The 788-nt window shown below is 31.1% G+C and carries 2 protein-coding genes; both read right to left on the reverse strand.

Annotated features, from left to right (window positions below):
- The coding region (locus tag HMPREF2597_RS06020) for a tandem-type lipoprotein (RefSeq protein ID WP_141760427.1) at positions 1-466 on the reverse strand (466 nt) is incomplete at its 3' end.
- Between the two features lie 69 nt (positions 467-535).
- On the reverse strand, positions 536-788 hold a 253-nt coding region (locus tag HMPREF2597_RS06025), incomplete at its 5' end, for a Csa1 family protein (RefSeq protein WP_141743517.1).

Consider the following 788-nt stretch of genomic DNA (forward strand, 5'->3'; position numbering starts at 1 on the left):
AGTTTTCTATTTCTTTTTTTAACTTATCATCTGGGATTCGCTTTGTTGGAATAATTTTATTATGCGCCATTTTCACTGGATATCTCTTTTCATCATCCTTTGGTCTACCGTTATTATCATATGTTGTTTCACTTATAAAATAATACCCTTTTGTTGTTCTAGTATTACGATTTATATAGAGCACCATTCCTCTAGATTCCATATTCTTACCTTTGGGTCCAATAACCATTTCAGAATTAACGATCCAAGTGCCTTTATCGCCTTTTTCAAATTCTTGATCTCGAAAGCCTTCTTTATCGTAGAAATCCTCGAGATTCTTGGTTGGATACAAGCTTAATGTTTTATTAAAACTTTCCTTAATTTGAGCATTTCGATTATTTATTTTTGTCAATATGACACAACCTCCAATCAATATAATAAGTAGAATCAAACATATACCGAGTTTTAACTGCCTTGACTGTCGCATTTCTTCACACCCTTATATTTATCTGTTTTAACTGCGTTCATCGTAATTTATTATCAGTTTTGCTCATAATTAACTATGCTCAGTCGGAGTAAAATCAATACTATCCGTAAAAAAGATATTTTCTTCTTGATTTTCGACAAAGGTAAATTCTAAATCTTTAGATCCTATAGATGAGCCTTTTAAATCGCCATCACCTTGCAATTTTAATTCAGGTGCTTGTTTCGTTGGGATATTATATCTCTTTCTTAATTGTTTAACGTTATAGTCATCATTATTCAATTGATATTTTGCGGAATAACTTGGCACATTTGGATTGTATGAA

Source organism: Staphylococcus sp. HMSC063A07 (genome assembly GCF_001836955.1).
Lineage (GTDB): Bacteria > Bacillota > Bacilli > Staphylococcales > Staphylococcaceae > Staphylococcus > Staphylococcus lugdunensis.